The 20,624-nt window shown below is 41.4% G+C and carries 25 protein-coding genes; 4 read left to right on the top strand and 21 right to left on the bottom strand.

What is annotated here, in order from left to right; genetic code table 11:
• Positions 1 to 26 precede the first annotated feature (26 nt).
• Positions 27 to 941: a hypothetical protein gene (locus C6347_RS01735; RefSeq protein WP_060597507.1), complete on the top strand. Its 915-nt coding sequence runs from the start codon at positions 27 to 29 to the stop codon at positions 939 to 941.
• A 47-nt stretch (positions 942 to 988) separates the two neighbouring features.
• On the opposite strand, the gene speB is transcribed toward C6347_RS01735, so the two are convergent.
• On the bottom strand, positions 989 to 1,861 hold the full coding sequence (speB, locus tag C6347_RS01730; RefSeq protein ID WP_106071336.1) for an agmatinase: 873 nt from the start codon (positions 1,859 to 1,861) through the stop codon (positions 989 to 991).
• Between the two features lie 69 nt (positions 1,862 to 1,930).
• Positions 1,931 to 2,761, bottom strand: a complete 831-nt coding sequence (gene speE / locus C6347_RS01725; RefSeq protein WP_012011597.1) for a spermidine synthase — start codon at positions 2,759 to 2,761, stop codon at positions 1,931 to 1,933.
• 224 nt (positions 2,762 to 2,985) lie between these two features.
• On the opposite strand from speE, the gene C6347_RS01720 reads away from it, so the two are divergent.
• Entirely contained in the window at positions 2,986 to 5,055 is a 2,070-nt protein-coding gene (locus tag C6347_RS01720; protein WP_106071335.1) for a transglycosylase domain-containing protein, read from the top strand.
• Positions 5,056 to 5,180: 125 nt separating this feature from the next.
• Here C6347_RS01720 and C6347_RS01715 read toward each other — a convergent pair whose 3' ends face one another.
• Together C6347_RS01715 and C6347_RS01710 are read right to left on the bottom strand one after the other, a co-directional pair.
• Positions 5,181 to 5,699 (bottom strand): YwhD family protein, encoded by a 519-nt coding sequence (locus C6347_RS01715; protein WP_060597510.1) that lies wholly within the window; start codon positions 5,697 to 5,699, stop codon positions 5,181 to 5,183.
• Between the two features lie 12 nt (positions 5,700 to 5,711).
• Complete coding sequence (locus tag C6347_RS01710) at positions 5,712 to 6,368, bottom strand: site-2 protease family protein (protein ID WP_223250429.1); 657 nt, start codon at positions 6,366 to 6,368, stop codon at positions 5,712 to 5,714.
• A gap of 114 nt (positions 6,369 to 6,482) precedes the next feature.
• On the opposite strand from C6347_RS01710, the gene C6347_RS01705 reads away from it, so the two are divergent.
• Complete coding sequence (locus C6347_RS01705) at positions 6,483 to 6,668, top strand: 2-hydroxymuconate tautomerase (RefSeq protein ID WP_012011601.1); 186 nt, start codon at positions 6,483 to 6,485, stop codon at positions 6,666 to 6,668.
• A gap of 50 nt (positions 6,669 to 6,718) precedes the next feature.
• Here the strand turns inward: C6347_RS01705 and C6347_RS01700 are convergent, their stop codons facing one another.
• From C6347_RS01700 to C6347_RS01685, 4 genes are all read right to left on the bottom strand, one after another.
• Positions 6,719 to 7,531 (bottom strand): zinc-dependent metalloprotease, encoded by an 813-nt coding sequence (locus C6347_RS01700; RefSeq protein WP_060597512.1) that lies wholly within the window; start codon positions 7,529 to 7,531, stop codon positions 6,719 to 6,721.
• Positions 7,532 to 7,754: 223 nt separating this feature from the next.
• Entirely contained in the window at positions 7,755 to 8,255 is a 501-nt protein-coding gene (locus tag C6347_RS01695) for a YwgA family protein (protein ID WP_012011603.1), read from the bottom strand.
• A gap of 30 nt (positions 8,256 to 8,285) precedes the next feature.
• On the bottom strand, positions 8,286 to 9,587 hold the full coding sequence (locus C6347_RS01690) for an HD domain-containing protein (protein WP_007497716.1): 1,302 nt from the start codon (positions 9,585 to 9,587) through the stop codon (positions 8,286 to 8,288).
• A gap of 170 nt (positions 9,588 to 9,757) precedes the next feature.
• Positions 9,758 to 9,979, bottom strand: a complete 222-nt coding sequence (locus C6347_RS01685; RefSeq protein WP_003215259.1) for a YuzB family protein — start codon at positions 9,977 to 9,979, stop codon at positions 9,758 to 9,760.
• Positions 9,980 to 10,217: 238 nt separating this feature from the next.
• On the opposite strand from C6347_RS01685, the gene C6347_RS01680 reads away from it, so the two are divergent.
• Positions 10,218 to 11,018: an RsfA family transcriptional regulator gene (locus C6347_RS01680; protein WP_034660339.1), complete on the top strand. Its 801-nt coding sequence runs from the start codon at positions 10,218 to 10,220 to the stop codon at positions 11,016 to 11,018.
• Between the two features lie 34 nt (positions 11,019 to 11,052).
• Here the strand turns inward: C6347_RS01680 and C6347_RS01675 are convergent, their stop codons facing one another.
• The 13 genes from C6347_RS01675 to C6347_RS01610 form a co-directional block, all read right to left on the bottom strand.
• Entirely contained in the window at positions 11,053 to 11,286 is a 234-nt protein-coding gene (locus C6347_RS01675) for a DUF5970 family protein (RefSeq protein WP_060597513.1), read from the bottom strand.
• Between the two features lie 19 nt (positions 11,287 to 11,305).
• The gene (lipL, locus tag C6347_RS01670; protein WP_034660343.1) at positions 11,306 to 12,151 is read right to left on the bottom strand and encodes an octanoyl-[GcvH]:protein N-octanoyltransferase; all 846 of its coding nucleotides are present in this window, start codon (positions 12,149 to 12,151) and stop codon (positions 11,306 to 11,308) included.
• Between the two features lie 274 nt (positions 12,152 to 12,425).
• Positions 12,426 to 12,821: an SMI1/KNR4 family protein gene (locus tag C6347_RS01660; protein WP_106071334.1), complete on the bottom strand. Its 396-nt coding sequence runs from the start codon at positions 12,819 to 12,821 to the stop codon at positions 12,426 to 12,428.
• A gap of 39 nt (positions 12,822 to 12,860) precedes the next feature.
• Entirely contained in the window at positions 12,861 to 13,223 is a 363-nt protein-coding gene (locus C6347_RS01655; RefSeq protein ID WP_106071476.1) for a hypothetical protein, read from the bottom strand.
• Between the two features lie 343 nt (positions 13,224 to 13,566).
• The gene (locus C6347_RS01650; RefSeq protein ID WP_106071333.1) at positions 13,567 to 13,962 is read right to left on the bottom strand and encodes a CDI toxin immunity protein; all 396 of its coding nucleotides are present in this window, start codon (positions 13,960 to 13,962) and stop codon (positions 13,567 to 13,569) included.
• Between the two features lie 11 nt (positions 13,963 to 13,973).
• On the bottom strand, positions 13,974 to 15,512 hold the full coding sequence (locus C6347_RS01645) for a T7SS effector LXG polymorphic toxin (protein WP_106071332.1): 1,539 nt from the start codon (positions 15,510 to 15,512) through the stop codon (positions 13,974 to 13,976).
• 11 nt (positions 15,513 to 15,523) lie between these two features.
• The gene (locus tag C6347_RS01640; RefSeq protein ID WP_106071331.1) at positions 15,524 to 15,802 is read right to left on the bottom strand and encodes a YwqI/YxiC family protein; all 279 of its coding nucleotides are present in this window, start codon (positions 15,800 to 15,802) and stop codon (positions 15,524 to 15,526) included.
• Positions 15,795 to 16,205, bottom strand: coding sequence for a YwqH-like family protein (locus C6347_RS01635; RefSeq protein WP_106071330.1), 411 nt, complete (start codon positions 16,203 to 16,205; stop codon positions 15,795 to 15,797). Before C6347_RS01635 ends, C6347_RS01640 begins: the two co-directional genes overlap by 8 nt.
• 174 nt (positions 16,206 to 16,379) lie before the next feature.
• Positions 16,380 to 16,646, bottom strand: a complete 267-nt coding sequence (locus C6347_RS01630) for a hypothetical protein (protein WP_106071329.1) — start codon at positions 16,644 to 16,646, stop codon at positions 16,380 to 16,382.
• Positions 16,647 to 16,659: 13 nt separating this feature from the next.
• Positions 16,660 to 17,994 (bottom strand): TRAP transporter large permease subunit, encoded by a 1,335-nt coding sequence (locus C6347_RS01625; protein ID WP_044140204.1) that lies wholly within the window; start codon positions 17,992 to 17,994, stop codon positions 16,660 to 16,662.
• A gap of 36 nt (positions 17,995 to 18,030) precedes the next feature.
• The gene (locus tag C6347_RS01620; RefSeq protein ID WP_106071328.1) at positions 18,031 to 18,915 is read right to left on the bottom strand and encodes a prephenate dehydrogenase/arogenate dehydrogenase family protein; all 885 of its coding nucleotides are present in this window, start codon (positions 18,913 to 18,915) and stop codon (positions 18,031 to 18,033) included.
• A gap of 11 nt (positions 18,916 to 18,926) precedes the next feature.
• Positions 18,927 to 19,598 (bottom strand): RraA family protein, encoded by a 672-nt coding sequence (locus C6347_RS01615; protein ID WP_106071475.1) that lies wholly within the window; start codon positions 19,596 to 19,598, stop codon positions 18,927 to 18,929.
• 142 nt (positions 19,599 to 19,740) lie between these two features.
• Positions 19,741 to 20,592, bottom strand: coding sequence for a MurR/RpiR family transcriptional regulator (locus C6347_RS01610; protein ID WP_065097818.1), 852 nt, complete (start codon positions 20,590 to 20,592; stop codon positions 19,741 to 19,743).
• Positions 20,593 to 20,624: the final 32 nt, after the last annotated feature.

The following is a 20,624-nucleotide window of genomic DNA, read 5'->3' as shown; positions in this document are numbered from 1 at the left end:
TACTAATTTAAGAAAGAGGAGTTTTTATGAAAAGAAAATTGTACTCATCAATCCCTATTCTAATCACGTTAGCTCTAATTGGAACGATTATTAACCCTAAAATAACGCATGCAAAGGAAGAAATGAACCCCGCTAGTGATATAGAAAATATTACAGGAATAAACGGGATATTGAAATCAATCAAAAGTAATAATACTTACAAGTATGGAAATACTACAAAAGGATATGAAGTGCCAAAAGATCCTAATTCACCTATTCAACTTGATGTCTCAACTAATATATCTTTGCCTTCCGAAAATATCAAAAAAGGTGTAATTTCTCCAAATGGAACTGTAGTTTATAATAATAATGATAAGGAAAATGTAATTTACGCTGTTCAACCGACAAATGACGGTCTAAAGAGTTTAATACAGATTAATGATCAAAAAGCTCCTAAAGAATATCGATTTAAAATGAATTTGCCTAGGGGTAGTAAATTGGTAACTGCAGCGGAGTATTTGGGTAGTGAATTCGACACAGGAGAAGTTTATGTAGTTAACAAAGAAAATATGATCACTTCTATATTTAGTCCAGCTTGGGCAAAGGATGCCAATAATCAAGATGTCCCTACTTATTATAAAACTGATGGAAATACACTAATACAAGTTGTAGATTTTAATAGCAAAACTGCTTTCCCAATTATTGCTGATCCAGATTGGTCTAAGATCGCTGCGTGTTCAGCAGCAATAGCTTGGTTTATAGGTTCTAACTTGTTTGCTGCAGCTAAAATTATAAAAGTAAAAAAATACGTAAAAGAATTAGGTGGAATAAAAGAGACTGCAAAACTATTAGCTGGTGCTACATCATGGGAGGAAAAGTTGAAAATTGGCGGCGAAGCTTTTAAAGGACTTGCTGCCGAAATTACAGGTGTTGGCGGCCTAGCCGTTTGTATAAATTGGTAGATATTACTTTTGAAAAACCTGTCCAATTAGAAATTGGACAGGTTTTTTTATTTCACAAATCCAAGCAGCATTTCGCGTAAAAGCTTGCTCGCTGTATTCGCTGTTTGGTCGGAATGATCATATACAGGTGCTACCTCTACAAGATCTGCACCGACTACTTGAACCTCAGATCCTGCAATGGCATGAATAGATGCTAGCAGCTCTTTCGATGTAATACCGCCAGCATCCACCGTGCCTGTACCAGGTGCATGAGCCGGGTCTAATACATCAATGTCGATCGTCACATAAACTGGACGCCCCTTCAGCTTTGGCAATACTTGCATCAATGGCTCCAGCACTTCAAATTTAGAAATGTGCATGCCCGCTTCTTTTGCCCATTCAAATTCTTCCTTCATCCCAGAACGAATCCCGAAAGAGAACACATTCTCAGGTCCAATAAGTCCTGCTACTTTACGAATCGGTGTTGAATGAGACAGAGGCTCACCCTCATATTCCTCACGAAGATCCGTATGTGCATCCATATGAATAATCGCCAAATCAGGGTATTTCTTATGCATCGCACGGAAAACCGGCCAAGACACAAGATGCTCACCGCCCATTCCTAATGGAAACTTCCCTTTTTCTAAAATGCTGTCGACATACTCTTCAATTAAGTCTAAGCTTTTCTGTGCATTTCCAAAAGGAAGCGGAATGTCACCGGCATCAAAGAATGGTACCTCGTGCAGTTCACGATCTAAATAAGGGCTGTATTCCTCTAATCCAATCGAAACTTCACGAATACGGTTTGGGCCAAAACGTGAGCCCGGTCTATAACTGACGGTCCAATCCATCGGCATACCGTATAAAATGACTTTTGCATCTTCCCATGTCGGATGACTTCCAATAAACACTTTTCCTGAATAAGCCTCGTCGAATCTCATGCAAGATTCCTCCTTTTACGCTTCAAAAAATGCGCAAACTGTCATTTGCGCATTTCCACTTCGCTTGATTTATTTGATTAAGTCACTCACAAATTTCGGCAGAACGAATGCCGCTTTGTGCAATTCTTTTGTGTAATATTTCGTCTCAATATCAAAGAAACGGCTGTCTTCTACAGCAAGTGGATCATATTTTTTTGAACCGATGGTAAATGTCCAAAGACCACTTGGATACGTTGGAATATTCGCTGTGTAAAGCTTCGTGATTGGGAAAATCTCTTTCACATCGCGCTGTACATTTGTAATTAGCTCAGGTGTGAACCAAGGGTTGTCCGTTTGTGCCACGAAAATACCGTCTTCTTTGAGTGCTTTTGAAATTCCTGCGTAAAATCCTTTAGAGAACAGGTTCACAGCTGGTCCAACTGGTTCAGTTGAGTCCACCATGATGACATCATACTCATTGTCAGCTTCAGCAATGTGCATAAAGCCGTCTCCGACTTTAACATCTACACGAGGATCGTCTAGTTTCCCAGCAATCGAAGGAAGGAATTTCTTCGAGTATTCGATGACTTTGCCATCAATATCAACAAGTGTCGCTTTTTTCACACTTGGATGCTTCAGGATCTCACGAATAACACCGCCGTCTCCTCCGCCTACGACAAGAACATTTTCCGGGTTTGGATGAGTGAAAAGAGGAACATGTGCCACCATTTCGTGGTATACAAACTCATCTTTCTCAGATGTCATCACCATACCGTCTAAAAACAGCATATTGCCAAACTCTTCTGTTTCCACCATTTCTAAATGCTGAAAATCTGTTTGTTCTGTGTGAAGGGTTTTGTTCACCTTCAATGTAATACCAAAATTCTTCGTTTGCTTCTCTGTATACCAAAGTTCGCTCATTGTCCATCTTCCTCTCATCCAATAATAAACAAACATCTATTGTTAGCGCCTTTATCGGCTATGACTATATCGATTGTCCAAGAAAAAAGTATAGTGGATTCATATCAAATTGTAAAGAACCGCATGAGTTCTCTTCAATTTTAATGCACGCTCTTGCAATCATTTGTTTAAAACGGTTTTCTTTGTTCCATACTGATAAAAAACCGTCAAAATGGGGGCTTTGCATGGACACAATCATGAGTAATAAAAAAATCCGCATGACCGTGAAAACGATTCGAGCCTGTTTTTTTATCGGCTTGCTCGCTTTTCTATTTGCAGGCACTGTCTTTTTGACGATTCTTTTACTTGCCAAATGGCAAGGTGCCCCTTCTGTTCAAGTTCCCCAATCCACGACCATTTATGCAGCCGATGGTTCAAAGCTTGGAGAATCCAACTTTGGAGAAAAGAGATATTGGGTGCCATTAAAGGACATGTCCCCTCATATCAGGCAGGCAGCTGTAGCTGTAGAGGATAAAACCTTTTATGAGCATCATGGTTTTGATGTGAAACGGATGGCGGGTGCTGCAGTGGCTGATATTCGTGCCATGGCTAAGGTACAAGGAGCCAGCACGATCACCCAGCAATATGCACGAAACCTGTATTTAGATCATGATAAAACGTGGAAGCGGAAGTGGAATGAAGCCTTTTACACGATCCGCTTAGAGCAAAACTATACAAAAGATGAGATTTTAGAAGGATACTTGAACACCATTTATTATGGTCACGGAGCGTATGGCGTAGAAGCGGCGTCCCGGCTGTATTTCGGGAAAAAAGCGAAGAATTTGACCCTCGCTGAATCTGCCTTACTTGCCGGTATCCCAAAGGGCCCTTCTCTCTACTCCCCTTATGTGAATGAAGAGAAAGCCGGTGCAAGAAAGAATATGATTTTGAGGCACATGCAAGAGGACGGCATGATTACGAAAAAGGCAGCCGCTGAAGCCGCGAAAGAAAAACTGTCCTATCGCCCTTTGCAGCATAAGCAGCTGCAAGCAAAGCAAGCACCGTATTTTTATGATGATGTAATTCGTGAGTTGAAACAAAGCTTGGGGTTAACTGAGGAGCAGATCGAAACCTATGGCCTTCATATCCAAACGACTTTAAATCCAGAGTTACAGAAAATTGCAGAGAAGACGTTAAAAAGCACAATCTATTCGAAATCAGATATCCAAATCGGTTTTACTGCTATCCATCCCCAAACAGGTCATGTACTCGCCCTCATAGGGGGAAGAGATTATGAGAAAAGTCCATTCAACCGAGTGACACAAGCGAAAAGACAGCCCGGTTCAACAATGAAACCTCTTCTCTATTACATTGCCTTGCAAAATGGGTTTACACCAGCAACCGTCATGCGCAGTGAAGAAACGGTTTTTGAGCTCGATGATCAAGGAAGCGGTGCTGCTTATTCACCAAGCAATTATCATGGCTATTACGCCAATGATGGCATTACCATGCTTCAGGCCTTGGCGCTGTCTGATAATATTTATGCCGTGAAAACCCATCTATTTTTAGGAATGGAGCAGCTTGTACGTGCTGGCAAAACATTTGGCATCAACGAAAAACTAGATCAAGTGCCATCACTTGCCCTAGGCACGTCCCCTGTCAAACCAATTGAAATGACCAATGCTTACGCAATGCTTGTCAATGGCGGAAAACGAGTCAAACCAACCTTTATTACGAAAGTAACGGACGCAAAAGGCAACGTGCTTTTTGAAGAGAAACAAAAACGAGAGCAAGTCCTAGATGAAAAGGCAGCATTTGTTACCACCGATATGATGTCAGGAATGTTCAATGATCAGTTAAACGGCTATACGAGTGTCACTGGCCGCACCATTATGAAGGATCTCACACGAACATACGGAGGGAAATCAGGAACGACAGGAGCGGACAGCTGGATGATCGGCTTCTCTCCCCAGCTCGTCACAGGTGTGTGGACGGGCTATGATAAAGGGCGTACCATTGACTCGGTCGAAGAAACAGCCTATGCAAAAAAGATATGGGCATCCTTTATGGAATCAGCCCTCTCGAAGCAGCCAGCGTCCTCCTTCATGCCGCCAGACGGTGTAAAAGGTGTGTATATCAATCCAAAAACCGGCGATCTTGCGGGTCCAGGGTGTGAATCAAAGGTATTCACCTATTTTATAGAAGGAACGGAGCCGACAGGTGTTTGCTACGGTGCGGAGGATAAATCTTTTGAGGAAGATCCGGTTCAAGATCAAAGGCCAAAGAAATGGTGGGAAAAGTGGCTGAAACGTTAAAAAAAGACATGAAAAACCCCGAGATCTGCATCTCGGGATTCTCCATGTCCTAGCTTTAACACCAGTTTACTCAAAAACCAGCTGGAATTGGTAGCAATTCACCATTCTTCACAAAAATTTCACAATTATTCAGAGACAGACAATCCTTCTTTTAATTCATCTGTGGATGCTTCCCATAGTGCTTCATTATGACTCTTCAAGAAATCAGCCAGCACCTTTTTCGAGACATCATCCATATGACTGACGACGATTTTTCGCTTCATTGATTTATCCATTAAATTCACATGCTCTGGAAGCGACTTATACCCGCGGCGGATTGAACGGTCGACGGTCATTTCGCAAGCCGTGACACCCGCATAATAAGGGCCTTCTTCTCTGCGGTCAATGGTTACCCATACGAGCCAATACGGCTTTCCGTTCGGTACCTCTTCTTTGCTTTTCAAGAATTTAATCCCTTTTTCCACGGCACTTCTCGCATGCATTGCACCAATATCAATGACCGCTTCCTTTTCCTCTACGTCAATGATCACTGGCGAAATGTTATCAAGGCTGAGCGCGCCCGCTCCAAAGCCTCCGTGTCCGTCGGTTGCATCTGTTTTTTTAATGATGTTAAAACCAATTGGTTTCTTTTTTTTACCTTCCATTCATTAGACCTCCTAAAGCAGCGGCTTCAAAATAAGATTAAACCAGTATATGATTTGATCCCGCATTCCGATCAATGGACCAAAAACAAACTGTCCTAGCGGCGTGATCACGAATATGAGAAAAATGATGATCCCATATTGTTCAAATTGCGTCATTTTCGCCCGGATACCAGGGCTGACGACGTCCTCAATAATACGATACCCATCCAGCGGCGGAAGTGGCAATAAGTTAAATAGGAACAAAATGACGTTCAAGTTAATAAAGATTAAGAAGAAATTATCGACTCCCGGCTCAAAGCGCATGAGCGACTCCCCGCCAAATTTCTGAAGAAGCACGTACACGAAAAAGCCTAGAAACGCCAACACCAAGTTACTTAAAGGGCCAGCAATCGAGACGCAGATTCCTGCTAAGCGCGGGTTTTTAAAATGATAACGATTCACCGGCACAGGTCTCGCCCAGCCAAACCCGGCCACAAAGATCAAAATCGTCCCAAATACATCAAGATGCTTCAGTGGATTTAATGTGAGTCTCCCTTGGTTCTTAGCTGTCGGGTCTCCGAAACGATACGCAACATATGCATGCGCCAGCTCGTGCATCGTAAATGCAACAACAAGCGTAATGGCGACATATGGAATAAGTTCTAATGGATACACAAGAAATTGGTCCAAAGGCATGAATCCCTCTTTCTTTCTATACAATGATTTACTTCATTCAGTATACTATAAGAAGTCCCTTAAACTAAAGGGAAGCGTAGCACGAAAAGGAAAAAGGAGGTTTTCGCATTGCCGATTGTCACCGTTCAAATGCTAGAAGGAAGAACAGACGAGCAGAAAAGAGCTCTTGTAGAGAAAGTCACTGATGCTGTTGTTGAAACAACAGGCGCAGGTGCAGAAAAAGTCTCTGTCATTATTGAAGAAATGAAAAAAGAACACTATGCCGTAGCAGGAAAACGAATCAGCGACCTGTAAGCATAAAAAAAGGACAAGCACATAGGGTGTTTGTCCTTTTGTCTCTTATTTTATCTGTACCACGCTTTGTTACGGTTCACTTGATTTTTATGAGCCGCATCAAAGAAATCGACTGTGTAGGAATAATCATAATTCATTAAGCAGACAATGCCGCTGCCTTGAGGGTCATGCGGTAAGCCAAAGTTATGACCGTATTCATGCGTAGCCGCTTTTGCTGTATTCGCTGTTCCTTGATCAAGGTTGACGGCAAATGCACTTCCGCTCGGTGCACTATTGTATACATATGCGATTCCGCCCGCATCAAAGTTTGGATTTGCTGTAAATCCTGTGACAAAATCGTATCCTCTGCCATCAAAGCTGCGCTGAAGGTTTGACAAGATTTGCTCTGCATTTGATCCAGAAGATGTCCAAGATCCTACTGCTTGTACGACAAAGTCTACATCATGGTCACGGTTAAAGGTGACGTCCGCTTGCTCAATAATGCTGACAATCCGCGTCTGCCAGTCACTATATTTCGCACGATACTGCGCATCTGCTACAGCATAGACCGTTACTTTCTGACTGCCTGTACTTGCCTTTGTTGAAATAGAATCTCCTGTATTCGCCTTAAAGGTTCTAGAGCCTACCTGCTTACCAGACTCATCTAATACCTTTGTTTTCACATCTCGTTCAATTGGAGGTGCTTTCGTCAAATCTTTAAAATCGTTTGCCTTTGGCAACCCCTCACTAATATGTGTTTCGAACGGCGCATGACCATGGTCATGCCCATGACCAGCACTCGCGACTGGTGCCGAAGCTGAACTTACTCCCGGTAACAAACTACCTACCAATAAAAATGACAAAAAGACTGAACGCTTTTTCATTCCTATCCCTCCTTTGATTTTTACAAGGTTATATATTCACTGAAAATTCACCATTTTCCTTCTATTCAGTCAAAAACAGGGAATTAGATACACAGAAAAAAGTCGAAATACGTCATATTCACTAATTTTTCGGATATTTCAGCACACATTTCATCGAAAAATAGCGCTTTTGGTCTGGGTCTTACAAAACAAAAAAAGCCCTAAATGCTGGGCTTTTGCGAAACTAGTTCAATTCCTTCAATTGATCAATATAAGCAAGCGCATCCTCAAATTCTTCGTCCGTATAGCGCTGCTTGCTTTTAATGGTGAAGACCTTTTCCTTTACCTCATCTTCTGGCAGGTCATCAAAGTATAAAATTGTGGAGACGAGCTCTAGGAAACGAGACGACTGCTCGTTCATCTGCTGCGTCAGTACTTTGAGGTCAGGCATGTCCACTTCACACTGATCGAGAAACTCTTTCCCATTGTCCGTCAGCGAATAGCGATATTGATAGTATCCGCCCTTTTTTTCCTTCATTTCGTCCAAGAATCCAAGGTTGCACAGCTCTTCAATTCTGAGCGTCAACTCCTCTGAATAGGGGCCATAAAAATGAAAATCGTATTTCTCGTAAAAAGGCAAATCTAGCTTTTTTGCTATGTAAATCATCTTTTGCAGCTTCTTCCGTCCAACGATTTCCCCTGATTCAGAGAATACCTTCATCAACTTTGCATGCTCTTTCAACAAATTCCCGACATCTCCTTTTTCAGTACTTCCTTATCCCAATCCAAGCAGCTTCATGATCGCCTTCTTTTCTTCAGCTTTTTCCGACATATCTACAATTAAGTCCATCGGGAAATAAAGTTTATGATCGGTTCTTCGTTTACCGGAAATGGCGTCAACAATATCTGACTGTCTCGACAGCTCTTTAATATGACCACTTTGCGTCAAAAGGTGGATCGGCAGTCTCTCTTCTTCCTCCCCTGGTCTGTAGAAGTCGTAGGGCAAGTCAGAGGAAGAGTCGACGACTAAATAATAGTCAGGATCAATGCCTGCCTCCTTGAACAAGGCGGTCAGCTTGAAATATTTCGTCATTTCTTCATTCGGATTAAACTCTGTATATTGGAACAATCGGCGGTTCATAAAACGGCGGCACAAATCAGCCAGCACGTGATCTTCTTCGTCTTCCCACGCCTGAAAATAAAATAAGACAATGGATTCATCCAGCTTAATATAGTCCTCTGTGGTGACATTCCCCTCAAAGATCGAATAAAAATGAACAGGGGCATGTGTGAAAATATAGCCCGTTTCATGCAGCTCTTTTGCACGATGGAGAATTTTCGTTAAAATGACTTCCGCACTGCGTGTCACTGGGTGGAAATAAACTTGCCAGTACATTTGATAGCGGCTCATAATATAATCCTCGACCGCATGCATCCCGCTCTGCTTCATCACAATCTGATCTTCTCTCGGACGCATCACGCGCAAAATACGTTCCATATCAAAATGGCCGTAGCTGACGCCTGTATAGTAGGCATCACGCTGCAAATAGTCCATACGGTCGGCATCAATTTGACTTGAGATCAAACTGACCACCTGTTTGTTTTGATACGTTTTGGCAATCACTTCTGCCACATGCTTCGGGAAATCATCACTAACCCGGCGAAGCACTTCATTGACTTCGGTTTGCCCTAAAATAATATCTCTTGTAAACGATTCATGGTCTAAGTGGAAGACCTTTTCAAAGGAATGAGAAAATGGACCATGTCCGAGGTCATGAAGCAAGGCTGCACTCAGTACAAGCTCGCGTTCTCCCTCATCCCATTCCGGCCGACCTTTGAATACATCATCCACAATCCGTCTCACAATCTCGTATACACCGAGTGAATGATTGAAACGGCTGTGTTCTGCACCATGAAACGTCAAGTAAGTGGTTCCTAGCTGTTTAATTCGTCGCAGGCGCTGAAATTCTCTTGTTCCTATTAAATCCCATATTAATGCGTCCCGTACGTGAACATAACGGTGCACAGGATCTTTAAATACCTTTTCCTCAGATAATTTCCCTTTTGGATACGCCATCGTTTCGTCCCTCTTTTTTTAAGACGTGTTTCTATTATATCGGGTAACTTTCCCCGAAAACATCCTTGAATTTGCTGGTGAATGTGTTCTCAAAGATTGCACGGACGTAAAAAGCCCGACCTGACAGGGACGGACCTCTTTTTAGGTCGACTGAACACATTCAGTGACATTTATTTAACTTTTTTTTGAACCTTTTCGAGTAACTCATCTTCTGTTGGTGCGGATAATGGGCGATTGTTTACAAACGCAAAAGCCTTTTTTCGTCCTGGACCACAATAGGATTGACAGCCAATCTCAATTTTTGCATCAGGGTCAACCGATTTGAGTCGAGGCAGCAACGTCTTTAGGTTCGTCGCATCACAATCGTCACATACGCGAAACTCATTAGCCATGGTCTTACGCTTCCTTTCAATGATGAACTTCATTCTATATGAAACAGTTGGAAAACCAAGAGTCATAATATACCACCCAACATTGTACATCGAAGCGGCTGGACTTGCAAGACGCATTGTAACCGCCGATACGTGCTTACATAAAAGCTAGTATTTTCCACTATCCTTTTAGCAAACTTGTATAAACTTTCTTGAACTTGGCTAATCTAATACCATCAAATCATATGGGGGTTTAAACATGTCAAAACAAAGACAAGATGCTTGGTCAGAGGAAGATGATCTCCTCTTGGCAGAAACCGTCTTACGTCACGTCAGAGAGGGCAGTACACAGCTGAATGCGTTTGAAGAAGTAGGAGACAAGCTGAACCGTACCTCAGCGGCATGCGGTTTTAGATGGAATGCTGTTGTAAGGCATCAATATGAAAAAGCGTTAGCTCTTGCCAAAAAACAGCGAAAACAACGGATGCGCGCACTCGGAAATGGCCAGCCTGCAAAGAAACGATTACTCTATCAGCCGCAAGTAGAAGAAACGGTCACGCAAGAGGAATTCTCACAGGAGCTGGAACCAGCGCAGGAAGAAACGTTTGCACCAGCATCTGAAACAGCCGAGCAGCTTCAGTTTGTGGATCAAAGCTACAATGAAGAGTTAGCTAGTTTATCACATTTATTGTCACAAGCTTCTCATGTCGTAGAGAAAAAGCCAGAAGCCAATCCTTTTAGGCAGCAACAGGATTTAACCATCGAAGATGTCATTGATTTCTTGCGCCGCTATGAAGGCGATGGCCAGCAATCATCTGCCTTACGCATGGAAAACAGCCGGTTAAAACGAGAAAATAACGAACTTTCACATAAAGTCACGCAGCTAGAAGCGGAAGTGAAAAAGCTTGAAAAGGATCAACTCACCATTCAAGAAGATTATGAAACACTCGTCAAAATCATGAACCGTGCAAGAAAACTAGTTTTGTTTGAAGAGGACGACACTGCCGCTCCAACCTTTAAAATGGACCGGAACGGCAACCTCGAAAAAATGGCAGAATAACCAAAAGTGCTCCCCATCTGCGGGAAGCACTTTTTTAAATGCCCAAAAATAGCATCACACTAAAAAGGACATTAATCAAAAAGACGAACATAAAAATATACCTGACTTGTCTCACCTGAAAATCACCAAATATAAAAAGATAAAGGCCTGCGACGCCAAGTGTCAGTACAGGCTGAAGAAACGGCACCAAAAGCGAAATGCCGTAGCCGGCTCCCATGATGACAGGAAGCCATAGTAAATAGAGGTAACCGCCGTTTTTGGATTTCACCAGAACCCTTCCTTTCTTTTTACGAAAACACCTTTTCATTCCGCTCAATCATCCGCGTCATGTTTTTCTCAAATTCCAGCTGTTCTTCTGCGTTCAGTCCTGACGCTGTCAGCTGATCACTGAGCTTTTGAAGCTCTTCTAGCAAAAGACGCATAAGAAGCGCACAATCAATTGGTTCTCCAGTTAATTCTGATAAAGACGCCATCGTATCTGGCTGTATATCAGGAAATACTGCCTTCACTTCTTCTCGTTTGTCTTTTAAGGCGGCGTCATAAAAACGGCGGATCAAGTCGGCACGTTCCCGCCCGCTTCCATCTGCACACAAATAAATTTGCACAGCGACTCCACCGCGTAATCTACGCTGAGAAATGCCTGCAAATTTCTTTCCATTGATGCTTAGATCGTAGCTGCCCGGACAATAAGAGCCGACAATCTCATAAGCTTCAATGTCCACCTCATACTTAGACAGCATCCGGCGGACCAATTCCACCATCGCATCATACCCGCGGTCAATATCAATGCCCTTCTTTTGTTCTGCAAAGATTAATGACACATTCAAGACACCTTCATCCAGCACCACAGCAAGGCCGCCTGAATTGCGTACAATGACGCGATAGCCCTCTTCCTCAAGCAGTTTCACGCCATCTTGCAGAAATGGAAGTCTTGTATCCTGAATCCCAAGCACAATCGTATTGTGATGTACCCAAGAACGCGCTGTCGCTGGTGAGAGACCCTTCCCAACCGACGCACAAAGCGTATCATCCATCGCAAAGGATTGCTTCGGGTCCACATAAAGACCGAGGCTCGATTGATCTATGATTCGCCATTTCGGCTGTGTCAGTAACTCAATAGGTTCATTTTTCATGTCCTGCATATCCTCTCGTTCATAAACTGTGTTTATTATAACATGGAAGGAACATGGGATGAATGGAGGGAAAATGAGGGACATGGCATTTGTTCATTTCAAAAAAGCTCTATGACATTGGGCGTCACAGAGCGTTTCAGTTGGATGATTTGGATTTCTTGTTCTTGGTTTTCATGATGAAATAAACAGTGGCGAACAAAATGAAAGGTACCCCAACCATGAGGCCGGCAGCGATCAATGTGTTCCAAGGCAAATCGATCATCTCCTTTATGGATCATGTTTCTATGATACAGCCATCACTTACCCATTTCATCAAGTTTTCGGTCATCATCTCCGCATGCTGAGGGTCCATTATACCAGCATCGACGATCCATACTTTTTTCTCTTCTTCAGCCTGCTGCATGAGAAATACTTGCCCGCCGCCATCGTCGCCAATCGCCACAAAGCCGTATGCATAATGATGGACTTCCCACGTTGCATTGCGTTCGACAATGTCCTCAGTCCCGTATAGAAGCAGCTCACCACCAATGGATAACCCATTGGTATGTTTCAGTAAGGCTTTATAGGCATGAGGCAAAATCATGTTGAGTTGGAATTCTGCCTCTTTGATGTGTTTGTCAGTTGCTGGTTCGTTTATGTGACTATTTGGGTTTTGAGAGAAATTGATCATGTTTGAGAGCCTCCTATACTTTTAAGACTTCACCTTCTACTAATAAATATCTAATCGTTGGCAATTAAAACTTATAAAATCGCCTTCATTTATATCTCCTGGTATATTGTAATCCAATTCTAATAAAAGTCCGCCTACTCTCACTTTTTCATCACGCTTATCAATTAATTGTCCTAAGAAACTATAGCTAAAATTATCATCTAATTTTTCAATTCTAAACTCTGACAATTCAGCTTTCACTAGGTCTGACACATCTAAACAATAAATAGGCTCTAATAGTTCATTTTCTTCAAGGTAATTTAATGGTTGAGCAAAACACATTATTTCCAGTTCGCCATCTATTACGATCACTTCAGCTTCTGAGGCTTCTTGTGAAATCCAGTTTATTTTTTTATTTTCAATACAATCACCCTTTTTTACTTCTTTGTTTTTATCCCTAAACTTGGTGCTTTTCAGAAAGTTTTTCAGCACAGAGTAAGTTAAAATGCTTTTAGTAAGTCAAATAGTGATGATTGGCTGTGGGTCGGATTGATTAGCAAAGAAAAAAGCAAAACCAGATTTAGTATTCAAACTTAGAATGACTGTCACAGAAACATTTCAAAAAAGCACAAGCTTACATCAAAGATTATTTAACATTGCATCAAATAAAGTAGAAAAAGAAAGAATATCTTTTTTACTAACAATAATAAACATTTAAAAACCCTCAAAGAGAATCAAATTAATTCTTTTTGAGGGTTCATCAATGCTATTTTAATCCTACTTTTACTTCACCATCATGAAAGATTTCAATAACATATCCAAAAGATGGGGAAAAAATCCACGTATCAAAACTGACAGCTGTAACATCATCTATAGCTTCAAATACTTTATCTAAAGCAGATTGAATAATTGGCAATGTCCCTTCATCCCAAATTACATAAACAATATCACTGTACTCATTCAGTTTTTGATTTAAAAAGGATCGTATTTCATCGAATGTATTCACTTGCTCATAAGAAGATATTTTCTTCCATTCAATTTGCCCCCAATCAGTAAATGGAAAAGAATTTTCAAAATCATTTAATATTTGCTCTCTATTATCTTCATATAAAATATGTACATCCTCACCTAGTGCCTCAATACACTCATCTAATAAACTCATCTAAAATCTCCTTATCTATTCAAATGTTTTAATAAAGATTTAAAAGTGTTTTCATTACCCTCAAATGGAATAGCAATCTTTCGGGCATTCGCCCCTTTACCATTACGAAAATCTTCAATATTTATATGTGGTCCCTTTTTAGGGTCATAATCTAATCTCCATCTTACTTTTCCGTCAGCGGACTGTCTCCCAACAACTTTACCATATCCAGCACTCGACTTAAGCGTACCTGTATATGGTTGTGAATTGGGTCCTAGGTCTCCAACTATGTCTACTGTTTTATTTCTAGCTTGTTCATATGTTTTAACTTTATCTAATAATTGTTCTCCTTTTCCAATACCCTTTGCTGTCTTCTCAACCCTCTTAGCTACTTTCTCCCCTTTAATAATCTTAAAAACATATTTCCCCACTTTAACAATGTTGGTGCTTGGAACCATGTACACCCCTGATACCAAACGATCCATATCCGCGACTTTATCACCTGTTATCGGATCTCTTCCTGTAATAACCCGAATCGCGTCGTTTATTCCGGTAAATTCAACCGCTGTATTTAAGATATTTTGGGGTTGATCGCCTGTTTTCACTTCAGAAATCGGGTTAACGCTCTCAATCGTTACTTTGTTTTTTTCTGATATTCGTAACCGATACAGCATTCCGTCTCGCATGACGTCAACCGTTTTGGCATGTTCGAAGTTGATCTTTTTGTACTCATTTATGTTGTATACTTTTCCATTTAAGGTCAAGGTGGTTTGATTGATTTTACTAGACGGCGTTTCCCGAACAACCGTCTCCACATTCGCCTGTTGTTTCTCTCTCAGTTTCTTCAGCATGATCATCATCGGATTATTGTCTTTCGGATTGTCTATTTTGTCATTTAATCCACCGACGGTGCTGCTTATTTTTTCTTCTTTTCCATCTTTGAAAATAGACCCTTTTTGATAGGTGGTGATGTCGATTTTCGGGCCGGTGAACATGGTGCTTAACGTGTTGATGAATTGCTTCATTGTTTGAAGGGAGCTTTTTGTTTCTTGCAAAGCGCTTGTCTGCTCCCTATCAAATGCATGAAGCAGTCCAATGGTTCTTGAGGTCTCGAGCCAGGCTTTTTGATAGCTCTGCTGAAAAGCTGATTCGTCTACATTTGGCAAATGAACAATATGACCAATTCTGCCGATGGCATGGTTTACATCCGTTACAATCTCAGATATCGTGCGCTCGGCTTTTTTTAGTCCTTGATCTAGTTCGTGTTCAATAAATGATTGTGAGATCAAGCCGTGCTGATTTGGTTCAAGAGCATGAAGCGCCTGTTTTGTGCTTTTCAGCGCAGTGCTGTATTCCTCAATGACGACCTGAAAGAATTGCAGGAAGGGAATATGACATTCTGTATAAAAGGAGCGGATGGCTTGTCCCGCCTCTCCCTTTAGTGCGCCATCAAGTGAGATGATCTGATGGATTTGTTTTTCTATGGAGCTGATTTGTTGTGATTGCTGCTTTAATGTATTCAGCGTTTGGTCAATTCCGTTTATTAGCGCAAAAGCGTCAAGGGTTTTCATTGCGTTCTCCTTTATTTTCTTTTACTGCTGGAGGCAAGCGCCTTGTCCGTTTCGATCATGGTGTTCACCGCTTGTTCTGTTTGTACAAGCTGTTTCTGAAGAATGCCTATGTAGGATGTACTTAATTCGTTCAACTGTTGATTGATTTTTTCTAATGTGTCTGCTTCTATGAGCTGGTTTCTCCCTTTGATGGATGTTGGAAATTTTGCATTCATTTGAGCGCCTGATTGTTTTGCATGTTGTAAAACTCGTTTGATTTCACTGGCATCTATTTTGATTTCTCTACTCATGTGAATTCCCTCTTTTTTCTTCCAATTGTTTCTGCTTTTCTTTCTCTATTTTTCTTTCAACAGAATGGATCTCATGTTCTAACGTATGAATCTCTGATTTTAAGTCACTGATTTTCTCATCAATTCGGTTCACTAGATTGGTCAGCTGTACACCTTTTATCTCTTGACTGGCGGATGCCATCTCTTCTCGAATGTCATCAAACGTATCTGCAAGATGACCAAACCATGTATGTGATGTCAGATCTGGATAAGTCATTTTCTTGTTAGCATCTGCCAGAGCAGACTTTGCTTCTTTTATTTCTTTTCGACACATGCTCAGTTCTATGATTTGTTCTTTTTTTATGGATATGTCTGCCTTTAACGAATACAAGGCTGTTGTATAACCGATGATAGCTCCAGACATCGTCAAACACCTCTATTCCTCAAATAGTCCTCCGTTATGTTACCATTTCCTAGCACAAGAGGCATATGATTGAAAACGAATTCAACGAAAAATGAATCGTAGGTATTGGGTTTTTATACCTAATTCACACGCACAAAAAAGCTGAATCCACCAACTGAATCCAGCTTTTGACGCTTATTTGACCGAATCACCAGCTGATGCTGATGGTTGATCGCTAAATGACGTGTCTTTCTTTTCAGGAATATAATGAAGAGAGAAACCAACAAGACTAAAAAAAGCGCTTAACACCAGTGTAGGATTTTTGAATAGGTTTGTACTTGCTATGATCAAATCTCCATTTTGCAAAAGAATCCCTAGTATTTGACCGAATACCAACAAAGTTCCTGATGTTAAAAATAGGACAAGCAGCACTTTAAATAAAAATTCCATCAATGCTCTCATGTGTTTCTCCTTTCTATACTGGAAGTATCTCCATCCCGATGAGCCAGCCAATTCCCACGATCGGCAGCATATAATAAAGAATCAGCGGTATAAAAGTTTTTTCCGGTCTGGCTCCTGCAAGACCAGAAGCGATAAAAATTGATCCTGATGCCGGCGGGGAAGCCCCTTCTGTTGATGAAAAGGCAAGAATGGCGACAACCGCTACAACCGGATCTACTCCGACTGAGATTAAAGCTGAAAATGAGACAAGCCCAACTGCTGTTAATGTGGCAGTTGAAGATAATGGTCCAGCTACCAGCGTGACAAGAACACCAACAATGAGCACCATGAGCCACTTCGGAATGGCAAGTACTGATGTGATTTGCGTCAAATCTTCTGCGAGTCCTAATTCAGCAAGCACCTGACTAGCAGCAACAGCAAACAGCATCAAGGCCCCGATCGTTGTAAACTTAGGAATGGCCGATTTGAAAAACTTAGACCAATCTAAAGCAGACGCCTTTTTTCTTCCAATTGTTAAGCTAATCAGCATCATGAGAATCGGAATCCACGTAATTAAAGAAATTTGATCCATTGCCTCTGGTCCAATGTTTGGATTACTTTTTAAATAATTTGCAAGTGGACCAATCGTCATGATAATCGGGATCAATGCACCGAAAAAAATAAAGATCGACTTCCACCCTTTTTTCACAGCTTCTCTAAAAGGGACAATATCATCTGGCGGCATCGCTTGAATTTTATTTTTTCTCACCAAAATATACACAAGAATAAACCGGTATACGACTTGATACAGCCCTCCTATTAAAAGAGCAATATATAAATCACCTTCAGATACAAGGGCTGCAACTGGTGCAAAGCCCAGCATGATAAACATGGAAGAGTTCGGAGGCAGTGCCGCTCCAAGTCCGCCATTCCCGGCTAGAATCGTGGCCGTATGGGTTCGGCTCCAGCCTGATTTAATCATCCAAGAGGCCGTGATAGAGCCAGTGGCAGCTGTGTTTGCAGAATTTGAACCTGAAAGAGCACCTAACACTGCTGAACCTAACGTACTCATATAAGCAGCTCCCCCAGGAAGCTTGCCGACAACCGAATTCAGGATGCGCAAGAGTGCGTGAATTAATTCCAGCTTTTCGATTAAATAGGCCATGAATACAAACGCAACGGCTGCATAAAGCACCTCATATGTGGATGCAAATATTAAACCATCCCAGAAAAGTCTTAATGCATCCATTCCGCCAAACAAAGTGGTTGCAATAAAGCCTAACAGCATGGCTTCTCCCATATTTCGTTTCACGATGACATTCCATATAATGATGACAGCTATGAATACAATCAATGCAATAAAACCCATGTCGTTTCTTCGCCTCCCCTTACTTTAATAAAGCGCTTACAAAAATCGCCCTTGCTGCATCACGTCAATGACTTCTTCCCAGCTGGCTGGTTTTTCCCCATTAAACCGTTCAACGAATTGAAAATCTGCTAATCTCTCTAGCTTCTGTTGTGCTGCCCGGGACATGCTCGCATCAATATGAGCTGAATCCAGCATTTCAATAGAGCCAAGTAGTTCGACCGCTCGTCTTTTTGCATGTAATGCACTTCCTGTCACAAGACGATTCATCGTCTCTTCAAAACTTTTGCTGTCCAGCGTTTCGCTTAGTGAAGAAATCACTTGATCTTCGACATTATATTTTTTGGATATTTCCAAAAATTCAATGAGTAAACCGACAATCCCTTTCATATAAATGCTTCTTATTAGCTTTAAGGCTGAGGCATCTCCTGGCTGATCACTGATTTTTGTAATATTCATACCGTATTCTTTCGTTAATTCAATGAATCGATCTGTTCCACTGCCGCTAGCAGTGATTGGAACCTTGTGTTTGTTAACTGGAAGAGATCCTAGCATGGCAACATCTACAAATAGAGCTTCTTGCTTTTCAATTTCTTTTGCCACTTGTTTTTTGATATCTGGAGTTGATGCCGACACATCCACATATACTTGATTTTTTTTCAAACTATCTAATACGGATTGAGCCACTTCTAAGGTTTTATTCGCTGGCACAGCCGCAATAACAATATCAGATTTTCCAATGACTTCACTCACATTACTTGTTAATTCGACGCCTGTGCGGGCTGCTTTTTCTTTCATTGTTCCAGCATGTTTCTCATTCTGTAATAGTACATCATACGCATAAAAATGATCTAATCCTTCTGTTTTCAATCCCGTTGACAGCTCATATGCAGCTTCTCCATAACCGATAAAGCCTATCTTCATCACAGATTCCCCTATCCCTGGAATTTTTTCATTCTGCCCTCTAGCCATGCAGGCGCTAAGAGACTGATATCCTGCTTTCCTTCGCTCATATAATGTTGAATGGTTTTTAATCTTTGGTTTTCATACGCTAGTTTCTCTTCAGCTAGTGACAGCATCTCTTCTGCTTTCTCTTTCGGGACAATCACTACTCCATCATCATCTGCAACGACCAAGTCACCTGGTGATACTTTGACCCCTCCACACGAGATGATTTCATTCAATTCACCAGGACCATCCTTAAAAGGTCCATTCGGCGTGAACCCCTTGCTATAGATTGGAAAAGCTAATTCCTCTAAAGCGACTTTATCGCGGACAAGACCGTCGATCACGATTCCTTCTATTCCAACAGCTTTTGCTGAACTAGCCATCAATTCTCCTAAATATGCGTGACCCCTATGATCTTTCCCATCAACGATGAGTACATCGCCTACTTGTGCAGAATAAATCGCTTGGTGAAGAAACAGATTATCTCCTGGCCGTAAGCTCACGGTAAAAGCTGTGCCGACTACATTCATGCCTCTCGTAACTGGTTTGATTTGATGATCCATCGCGCCGGTGCATCTCATCACGTCTGACAGCAAGGTCGAGTTAAGCTTTCTTGCCCTAGCTATAAGATCATTTGACACGAAATGAACAGTACTCATTGTTTCCATCATCCCTTTTTAGTTATATTTATTACATTTAATTCATTTAAAGTAATATATATTACTTTCGTGATATGATCATACCATCTCATTTTTAATTAGTAAAGCGCTTTCAAAAAATAAAAAATGAGTCCCCACACGACTATTGTGTTGTGTGATAACTCATTTTCGTTAACATATGATTGATTTGATCTAAACGTGGTTTTGTTCTTTCAGGATCATTCATCGCTAATGCACTTAAGATGAAATCGACGATAAAGATAGCAGATACGACAGAGTTATGAGAGCCTACACTTGCTGAGGAACACGGTAATACATATTGTGCATATTTGGTTAGTGGAGAGCTGTAACTGTCTGTAATTAAAAGGACTTCCACTCCATAAGACTTCGCTGCTTCCATCAAATCCTTCATACGCTTTGCATAGCGCGGATAGCTGACAGCTATAATGAAATCATCCGAGTTGAAATGAACCAAATCATCCACCCAGTCACTTTGATCTGCATCAATATACTGGCAATTCCCCAATAGCCGATTGATTCCTAATGACATGTACTCGCCAACAGGTCTTCCACTTCGGACACTTGTACACAAAACGTGGCGCGCGTTGGCTATTTTCCCAACAATTTGTTGAAAGGTTTCTTCCGTGATATTGTCCAATGCGTACTGGATATTTTGAAATTGCAGTTCTACATGGTTATGCAGGAGCTTACTCTTATTTGAATGCTTGAGATTCGCCTCAAGTCTTGTTTGAGGGTCGGCTTTATGCTTCATAGCTGATTGGAGCTCTTTTTGAAACTCAGAAAAACCAGAATACCCCACAGCAGCAGAGAATCGCATGATGGTTGCTGTACTCGTCCCGACTTTTGACGCTAATTTATCGACAGTTAAAAAAGCGACCTCCATTGGATGTTGTACGATATAATCTGCAATTCTCCTCTGTGCATCGGTTAAAAAAGCGACCTTATGCTGAAGCTTATATATTAAATCCTCCATTTTAGCACCTGCCCATCCTATCGGCTTTATCT

The organism is Bacillus sp. NMTD17 (assembly GCF_002998735.1).
Taxonomy (GTDB): Bacteria; Bacillota; Bacilli; order Bacillales; family Bacillaceae; genus Bacillus.
This window is presented reverse-complemented; position numbering and strand designations above follow the sequence as displayed.

Excerpts from the sequence above, each read along its gene's own strand:
- lipL (WP_034660343.1), bottom strand. The coding sequence starts at position 12,151 with ATGAAAAATGAACCTATTGAGTTACTGACACAGCCGAAATGGCGAATC.
- C6347_RS01645 (WP_106071332.1), bottom strand. The coding sequence starts at position 15,512 with ATGAAAACCCTTGACGCTTTTGCGCTAATAAACGGAATTGACCAAACG.
- C6347_RS01700 (WP_060597512.1), bottom strand. The coding sequence starts at position 7,531 with ATGAAAAAGCGTTCAGTCTTTTTGTCATTTTTATTGGTAGGTAGTTTG.
- C6347_RS01715 (WP_060597510.1), bottom strand. The coding sequence starts at position 5,699 with ATGGAAGGTAAAAAAAAGAAACCAATTGGTTTTAACATCATTAAAAAA.
- C6347_RS01660 (WP_106071334.1), bottom strand. The coding sequence starts at position 12,821 with ATGATCAATTTCTCTCAAAACCCAAATAGTCACATAAACGAACCAGCA.
- C6347_RS01640 (WP_106071331.1), bottom strand. The coding sequence starts at position 15,802 with ATGAGTAGAGAAATCAAAATAGATGCCAGTGAAATCAAACGAGTTTTA.
- C6347_RS01615 (WP_106071475.1), bottom strand. The coding sequence starts at position 19,598 with ATGAGTACTGTTCATTTCGTGTCAAATGATCTTATAGCTAGGGCAAGA.
- speE (WP_012011597.1), bottom strand. The coding sequence starts at position 2,761 with ATGAGCGAACTTTGGTATACAGAGAAGCAAACGAAGAATTTTGGTATT.
- C6347_RS01720 (WP_106071335.1), top strand. The coding sequence starts at position 2,986 with ATGGACACAATCATGAGTAATAAAAAAATCCGCATGACCGTGAAAACG.
- C6347_RS01630 (WP_106071329.1), bottom strand. The coding sequence starts at position 16,646 with ATGAGAGCATTGATGGAATTTTTATTTAAAGTGCTGCTTGTCCTATTT.
- C6347_RS01635 (WP_106071330.1), bottom strand. The coding sequence starts at position 16,205 with ATGTCTGGAGCTATCATCGGTTATACAACAGCCTTGTATTCGTTAAAG.
- C6347_RS01650 (WP_106071333.1), bottom strand. The coding sequence starts at position 13,962 with ATGAGTTTATTAGATGAGTGTATTGAGGCACTAGGTGAGGATGTACAT.
- C6347_RS01610 (WP_065097818.1), bottom strand. The coding sequence starts at position 20,592 with ATGGAGGATTTAATATATAAGCTTCAGCATAAGGTCGCTTTTTTAACC.
- C6347_RS01690 (WP_007497716.1), bottom strand. The coding sequence starts at position 9,587 with ATGGCGTATCCAAAAGGGAAATTATCTGAGGAAAAGGTATTTAAAGAT.
- C6347_RS01685 (WP_003215259.1), bottom strand. The coding sequence starts at position 9,979 with ATGGCTAATGAGTTTCGCGTATGTGACGATTGTGATGCGACGAACCTA.
- C6347_RS01625 (WP_044140204.1), bottom strand. The coding sequence starts at position 17,994 with ATGGGTTTTATTGCATTGATTGTATTCATAGCTGTCATCATTATATGG.
- C6347_RS01680 (WP_034660339.1), top strand. The coding sequence starts at position 10,218 with ATGTCAAAACAAAGACAAGATGCTTGGTCAGAGGAAGATGATCTCCTC.
- C6347_RS01620 (WP_106071328.1), bottom strand. The coding sequence starts at position 18,915 with ATGAAGATAGGCTTTATCGGTTATGGAGAAGCTGCATATGAGCTGTCA.
- speB (WP_106071336.1), bottom strand. The coding sequence starts at position 1,861 with ATGAGATTCGACGAGGCTTATTCAGGAAAAGTGTTTATTGGAAGTCAT.
- C6347_RS01735 (WP_060597507.1), top strand. The coding sequence starts at position 27 with ATGAAAAGAAAATTGTACTCATCAATCCCTATTCTAATCACGTTAGCT.